At 71.2% G+C, this 6,801-nt stretch carries 7 protein-coding genes; 2 read left to right on the top strand and 5 right to left on the bottom strand.

Features of this window, described 5'->3' with window-relative positions; all coding sequences use genetic code 11:
• Nucleotides 1–1,837, bottom strand: a 1,837-nt coding sequence (locus tag ACTWQN_RS06995) for a DUF2339 domain-containing protein (protein WP_443202486.1), incomplete at its 3' end; no start/stop codon positions are given.
• 283 nt (nt 1,838–2,120) lie between these two features.
• Between ACTWQN_RS06995 and ACTWQN_RS06990 the strand changes: the two genes are divergently transcribed.
• The gene (locus ACTWQN_RS06990) at nt 2,121–2,666 is read left to right on the top strand and encodes a dihydrofolate reductase family protein (protein WP_443202485.1); all 546 of its coding nucleotides are present in this window, start codon (nt 2,121–2,123) and stop codon (nt 2,664–2,666) included.
• A gap of 21 nt (nt 2,667–2,687) precedes the next feature.
• Here ACTWQN_RS06990 and ACTWQN_RS06985 read toward each other — a convergent pair whose 3' ends face one another.
• Genes ACTWQN_RS06985 through ACTWQN_RS06970 form a run of 4 tightly spaced genes read right to left on the bottom strand, consistent with a single transcriptional unit; the run spans nt 2,688 to nt 6,073 of the window.
• Nucleotides 2,688–2,993, bottom strand: coding sequence for a hypothetical protein (locus ACTWQN_RS06985; protein WP_443202484.1), 306 nt, complete (start codon nt 2,991–2,993; stop codon nt 2,688–2,690).
• Nucleotides 2,990–5,266, bottom strand: a complete 2,277-nt coding sequence (locus ACTWQN_RS06980; RefSeq protein WP_443202483.1) for a glycohydrolase toxin TNT-related protein — start codon at nt 5,264–5,266, stop codon at nt 2,990–2,992. Before ACTWQN_RS06980 ends, ACTWQN_RS06985 begins: the two co-directional genes overlap by 4 nt.
• A 7-nt stretch (nt 5,267–5,273) precedes the next feature.
• Nucleotides 5,274–5,594: a WXG100 family type VII secretion target gene (locus ACTWQN_RS06975; RefSeq protein WP_443202482.1), complete on the bottom strand. Its 321-nt coding sequence runs from the start codon at nt 5,592–5,594 to the stop codon at nt 5,274–5,276.
• Between the two features lie 2 nt (nt 5,595–5,596).
• Nucleotides 5,597–6,073: a YbaB/EbfC family nucleoid-associated protein gene (locus tag ACTWQN_RS06970; RefSeq protein ID WP_443202481.1), complete on the bottom strand. Its 477-nt coding sequence runs from the start codon at nt 6,071–6,073 to the stop codon at nt 5,597–5,599.
• 268 nt (nt 6,074–6,341) lie between these two features.
• Between ACTWQN_RS06970 and ACTWQN_RS06965 the strand changes: the two genes are divergently transcribed.
• On the top strand, nt 6,342–6,791 hold the full coding sequence (locus ACTWQN_RS06965) for a MaoC family dehydratase (RefSeq protein ID WP_443202480.1): 450 nt from the start codon (nt 6,342–6,344) through the stop codon (nt 6,789–6,791).
• Nucleotides 6,792–6,801 lie beyond the last annotated feature (10 nt).

The following is a 6,801-nucleotide window of genomic DNA, read 5'->3' as shown; positions in this document are numbered from 1 at the left end:
TCACCGCAACCCCCCCCCCCACGTTGGCTCGGGTGAGGAGGCGGGCGTAGGCGGAGCCTGCGGCCAGCAGGATCAGGCCCGCGCAGAGGAAGGCGATCACTCGGGCGAAGCCGTCGAGGGTTGCGAGGTCGAACAGCAGCAGCTTGGCCAGCGACACCGCGATCAGCACCATGCCCGCGATGCGCAGGTGGATCACCCGAACTCCCCGCAGCAACAACACGATCGCCGCCACCACCCAGCCCAGGGTGATCAGGATGTGGCCGGTGAGGAAGCCCGCCCTCGCGTCGTGCACCAGCAGGCAGGCGGCCATCGTCGCGCTCGCCGTGGCGTACAGCAGCGCCAGCCCCGACGCGGCCCAAAGCGCCAGCGACTCCGGCAATTTCGCCAGCTTGCCGATGCGAACAGCCGCCATCGGCAGCGCCACCGCCACCAATGCGATCAGCAGACCGGCCAGCAGCCCGCGCACCCCGGTGCCACCGGTGTGCCAGAGCAGCGCGGTGATCGGCACCTCGTTGCAGAACGCCAGCACGAACCCGACCGCCCCGTAGCACGTCGCCCCGAGCAGCACTCCCGCGCTGCGCAGCAGGAATCCGCCGACGCTCAACAGCAGCGCCTCGCACAGCAGCGCGGTTCCCCAGCTCGACGAGTCGAGGATCGTCAACGTCGTCTGCACCGCGGCGACCGCGGCCATCGCGCCGACAGCGGCGACGAACCTGGTCGACAGCCGACTCCGGAAGGCGGGCGTGAACCGCCCGGCCGCCCAGATGGCCAGCAGCAGCACGACCATTCCGGTGCCGGTCGTGCCCGCCGCCAGGCGGTCCAGCAACAGCGGTCCCGCCAGGAAAGCGGGGGTCGGTGCGGCGATCAGCAGCGCGATCGTGGTCCCATCCCTGCCCAGCAGGGCGCCCGCGGTGATCGCGGCGATCACCACGCCGAGCAGCGCGGCGACGAAGATCGCCACCACCAGCGTCTGATCGAAGACCCGAAGACCCCAGACGCTGGCCATCAAAGCGGCCAACACCGTGGGAATCCCGGCGGTCAGCGCAAGTCCTGCCCAGCCGCGCCGCACCTGCACCGGGGCGGCTGCGATCTGCAGCAGCACCAGGAAACCGACGAGCAGCGCATCCGGTGTCCAGGTGATCAGCGGCGCGCAGATCGCCGAGCTGATCACCACCCCGATGGCCAGCGGCTGCGCCCGCCACCAGTCCGCGAGCGCCAGCCCGGCGGCGCTGACGGCGAGTCCGATGCCGAGCCCAGCTGGCACCGACAGGTAGCCGTAGAGCGCGGTGGCCGCCACCACGTCCAGGAACAGCGCACCGAAACCCGTGGTGGCGAGGGCGAATCCGGCGATCCGGCCCGCTGCGCCGGACTGGTCGGTCGTCGATCGGCGGTGCATCCACCAGCCAGCCGCGATCAGCAGCGCGGCGAGCACCGCACCCCCGGTGACCCGCGCGCCCGGTCCCAGCCAGTCCTGCTGCACGGCGAGCACCAGCAGGAACACCACGCCGAGCAACGTCACCCCGGCACCGACCCAGGCCAGCACCCGGCTGGGCTCAAGGTTCGCGCCGACCCGGCGAGGCACCGCCGTAACTTCCGGCGCCGGGTACTCCGGGAGGACGGGAGGCTGGTGCGCTGGGACAGGTGGCTGCACTGCCACAGGTGACTGCGCTGGGACAGGTGGCGTCGTGTCCGAAACCTGTTGGGGGACCGGTGCTTGCGGCGCCTGCATCGCCGCCTGTGCCTGCACCATGCTGCCCAGGTAGCTCAAGCGTTGGCCGATGGTGTGCAGTTCACCTGCGACCCAGTACAGCGTTTCGCCGGGCTGTGGTTGCGACATGGCCCACAGTCTGGGGACCTACCGGTGAAGCGGACATCGGTAGCAATACTCAGTTGAGATCACAGCTTGGTGCGGATGTGCGTCGAATTGCGCCTGCCACCGCGGTCGCACCGCAAGGTCGAGGCGCCCTACAGCACGACCAACGCCGCAAATTTCGACTGGAGTGTCGTAGCGTTCTCGCCGAGGCACGACCAGTGGTCGAGATGCGGACGGCGGCACCGATGAGTTCCCGCCCGAGCCGCAGTCTCAACAGGGGTCAAGCAGATCTCTACGGAGGTAGAACATGGGCAAGCTGCTGTACTCCGCCACGATGTCGCTGGACGGCTTCATCGCCGGTCCGCGGGGTGACATGTCCTGGCTGACCGAACACATCGGGCCGAACCCGACAGTGGCGAAGGTCATCGGCGAGATCGGCGCCATTCTCGTCGGCAACCGCAGCTTCCGCGGCGACGACCCGCACAAGGGCGATTCGGAAAAAGAGGGCAAGGCGTTCGGCGGCGGGTGGGAGGGACCGCAGTTCGTGCTGACCCACCACATCCCGGACGCACCGGTGCCCGGCATCACCTTCGTCAGCGACCTCGAAAGCGCTGTCACCGCGGCGAAAGCCGCCGCTGGCGACAAGTACGTCAACATCATCGGCGCCGATGTCGCCCGCCAATGCCTCGACTCGGGCGTGCTCGACGAGATCCTCGTGTTCATCGCGCCCGTCCTGCTCGGCGACGGCGTCCGACTCTTCGACCACCCCGGCGGGACGAACGTCAAGCTCGAACGGCTCAGCCTGACCGAGGCACCGCAGGCGACCAACGTCTGGCTGCGCGTCGTCCGGTAGTCCCGGGGGTAGCGGTCGGCCTCAGGCGCGCTGCGCGGGAGCACCCTTCGGCGGCGTGCTCGTGACGTCGACCGGCCCGACGACCCCGCGCAACGCCTGGGTCCAGGTGAGCCTGCCGAACAGGTAGAAGCACGCCACCTGTTCGCTGGTGAACCGGGCCCAGTCGTAGCGATTGCCCTGCTCGCGCCAGAAAACCTCCCAGGCCGGGCCGCTCTCGGTCTCGTCGCGCACCAGGCACCAGGCGTCGTCGGCTTCGGACCCGACGGACACCAGGTCTTCCGGGACGCCCATCGCCACCAGCCAGCCGACCACGGATTCGGTGTTCACTTCGCGGCCTCCTGCGTCGCCCCGTCGTCTGTTGCTTCGGCATCGCCCCGGTTGATCCGCAGCGTCGATGCCACCCCGGCCTCAGCTGCCTTGACCTCGACGTCTTCCCTGGTGATCCGGTCGGTCGGCGCCGCGGCTGTCTTTTCGGCGCCATCCGGTGCTTCGGATCCACCGGCCTCGGTTTCCGGGTGCGCGATGCGCAACGTCGACGCCTCGGCGATTTCCCTCGCCTTGGTCAGCTCGACCAGGTAGCCGAGCCCGACCAGATCGGTCAGCGAGTGCGTGGCGCGGTAGCGCATCGCGCCGCCGGGCTGCCCGAACCACGGTGCGGCGACCGCCTGCCACACCGGCAGCGGGCGCATCACCCGATACCGCCGGTAATCGCGCTCGTCATACGCGGCGGGCAAGGACCGCTTCGCGAAAGACGTCGCCACCGCGTACATCATGCGACCGGCACCGCTGCCGAGGTGGTCGAGCACCGTCTCCGGCGGCAGCACCACCGGCTCCGCTGGCTCCACGCCACCCTCCGGGAACTCCGCTGCCGGTGGCCACACGTATTCACTGCGTTCGCCGTCGCGCACCACGAACCGGCGATCCCAGGCCAGCTCGCTGAACTCGCCGAGTGGCTCGTGGTCGGCGGTGAGCTCTGCGGGTGGTGCCTCGACCGCACTGCGTTCGGCACGATCGCGCTGCGCCGCCGCGTAGAACTCCGCTGATCGGACCCGCCGCATCGCGTCGCCGTCAGTCACCAGGTGTGCCTTCGGATGATCCTGCGGTGGGAAGTTCAACCCTGGTCGATGCTCGTCGACTGCCTCCGGTGCGGGCAGTTGCCTGCTCGGCCGACTCGCGGCGACCGGCATGTATCCGATCGGAAACTGGTGCAGCACGAACGCGACGACCTCCGCGTTGCGAGTGCCCTGCCGCAACGGTCGCTGCGGCGCTACCGGTTCCGGCGCAGGTGGCTGCACCGGGACCGGTAGCGGGCGCAGCGGAGCGCGCTGCACCGGCTGGTTCACCGGCTGCGGCGCAGGGGTGCCGAAGGCGACCGGGCCGCGCGCGGCGGCAGGCGGCATCGGTGGCCGCGCTGCGGACCCCGGCGGCGGTGCAGCGTGCGGGGGTGCGGCGTGTGGGGGTGCGGCGGGCGGGCCCGCGAAGTGGCCGCCGATGCCTGCCGCAGGCGGCGCGAAGCCCGGCGGCGCGGCCGCGCCCGGCGGCAGCGGTTGCGGAACCGGCGGTACCTGTGGCGCTGGTGGCGAAGCCCAAGCGGAGTGCACCGCGTGCGGCGCGGTGCTCGAAGCGGGGTCGCTGGCGGCGGGCCGCCAGCCCGACGCAGCGGAGTCGCCGATCACCGGGACCGGCCCGGTACCGGCCTCGGCGAGGCCGGGCGCCCAGCCGCCGGGGTCCACCGCGACCGGGCCGGTGTGCTCGGCATCGCCCTGCCAGGGCCTTTCGGCCACCTCTGCGACCGCGTCCGGAACACTTGCAGCCCCACCTCCGACGGCCTCCGGCACAGCTGGACCGGCGATGCCCTGCGCGGCCTGCCCCACACCTTCCGTCGCGCCACCAGCGGTTTCCTGCACCGCTCGGGCGCTACCTTCGACCACGCCGTGCGCCGAGGCGCCGAGCGCATCAACGGCGCCGGACACCGCACCGGCACCACCGGACACCGAATTGTCCACTGTGGACGATACGAGATCGGTGCCGGTGTCCAGGACGCCCCCGCCGATGTCGCGCACGGTCGGCACCAGGCCGCGCGAACCCGGTTCCACCAGCACGTCGCTGCCCAGGTCCACCGCGGCGGTCAGCGTGTTGTGCACCTGCGCCACGTTCGCGGCCGCACCGTGCACCGCGGACTCCAGCGCCGCGAGGGCCTGCGGATGCCCCGCCGCAGCCGCTCGTTCGGCCGCGTCGGTCTGCTTCGCGAGCGCCACCAACTCCCGCACCAGCTGGACCTTCGCCGCGCCGACCTGTTCAGCGGCGTGGTCCAAGCGGTCCGCCGCGGCGCGGCACTGCTGCGCCGTCGAGGGCAGCACTCCCTCGGCGGCGGCGAATGCGTCCCATTCGCGGCGCGCCGCCTGCGCGGCCTCGCCGTCGAAGGCGCCCAGCGCGCCCTGCGCGGCGCCGTCGGCGTCACCGGCGAGCGCGTCGATCGACTTCGCCGCCTCCCGCCACGCCGTCGCCAACTCGCGCATCGCATCCTCGTCGGCCTCCGGCCAACGAGCTCCCGCGCGCGCGGCAACATCCCGGAGTTCTGCGGGCAATTCGATGCCCATTCGCTGCTCACCCCCCTCCGGAGATTCGGCCGAGCCCATCGGCGCCACCGACATCGGCCTGCTGGGTCGTCGCGGCCGTCGCGGCGAACTTCGCCCCCATCTCGCGCAGCCCCGCGGACATCCCGCTCAGCTCGTCCAACGCCCGGTCGGCGCGGTCGCAGTGGGAGCGGGCGAAGTTCGCGCCGATGTCGTCGCCGCCCCAGCAGGCACCGGCCGCCTCCACCACCCCGCGCAGGGTGTCGGCGATCCGCTGCGCCCGCCCGGCGAGGTCGTCGAACTCGCTCGCGTGCTCGCCCAGTTTCCCGAGATCACTGCGGAAACCACCCATGGTCACGTCCGTTTCGCCGGGCCCTGCCGGAACCGGCTGCCGTCCGAGAAGTCGTCATCGACATCATCGTCAGCGCTGCCCTCGACATTGTCGTCGATGCGCCGCGATTCTTTGCGCAGCACCGAATCCGACGCGCCGTCGGTGTGTCCGCCCAACAGCAACTCCGGATCGGTACCGGCGGGCAGCACCTCGGCGAGCACATCGGCAGCGCGGCGCGAGGCGATCTGCGCGGCGGCCTCGGTCAGCCGCACGATGGTCGCCGCGAGCTGGGCCGGGCGGTGCCGCTCGTAGACGTCGTCGGCCAGCACCACTTCGCGCAGCACGCCCTGCGGGCCGACCACGACCTGCACGCTGCCGTCCCCGGTGCGGGCCACCTCCGCGATCTCGGACAGGTCGCGGTGCGTATCGGCGAGACGTTCCCGGCTGCGCCGGTAATCCGCCAGCAGGTCTTCCACCTGGGCGCGATGGTCGGTCGACACGGCCGCTCCTCTCCTGTTCGCTGGCGGATCCTCGGCGGGCGCGCGGCGCGCGAAGTCCGGTCGGCAACGGCAAAGCGGTCGTCCGCGGCCGGTGACCACAGACTGCACGTCGCGACTTGGACGCACGCCGCAGCGCTGATGGTTCCATGTCGGCCGCAGGTTTTTCGCCGCGGCCGTCCAGCCACCCTGGAATGCCCGAAATACCTGATCGCGGCCTGTGAGTACCGTCTCAGCGCGGACCTGGGATGCGACCTGCGACGATGGCGTGATGAGCACCATCGCTTACGAGGACCTGACGCCGGGACGGGTTTTCGACCTGGGCAAGGTGGAGGTCGACCGGGCGGAGATGCTGGCCTTCGCCGAACGCTTCGACCCGCAACCGTTCCACCTCGACGAGGAGGCGGGCCGGAACTCGGTGCTGGGCGGGCTGTGCGCCTCGGGTTGGTTCACCGCGTCGCTGTGGATGCGCGGCTACGTGGACCACCTGCTGGCCGACTCGACGTCGCAGGGTTCCCCCGGCGGCAACGAGCTGGCCTGGCTGGCCCCGGTCTTCCCCGGTGACGTGTTGCAGCTGCGGCTGGAGGTCAACAGTCGACGGCTGTCGCAGAGCAAGCCGAACCTGGGGCTGGTGGAGGTCACCGGAACCGCCGATCGAGGCGATGAGCGCGTCCTGCGCTTCACCTTCGTAGCCATGTTCGGCACCCGGAACCAGGCCTGATCACCAGGCT

It is taken from the genome of Saccharopolyspora antiqui, assembly GCF_052246905.1.
Taxonomy (GTDB): Bacteria; Actinomycetota; Actinomycetes; order Mycobacteriales; family Pseudonocardiaceae; genus Saccharopolyspora.
Note: the sequence above shows the minus strand (reverse complement) of the source record. Positions and strands in the feature narration are given on the sequence as shown.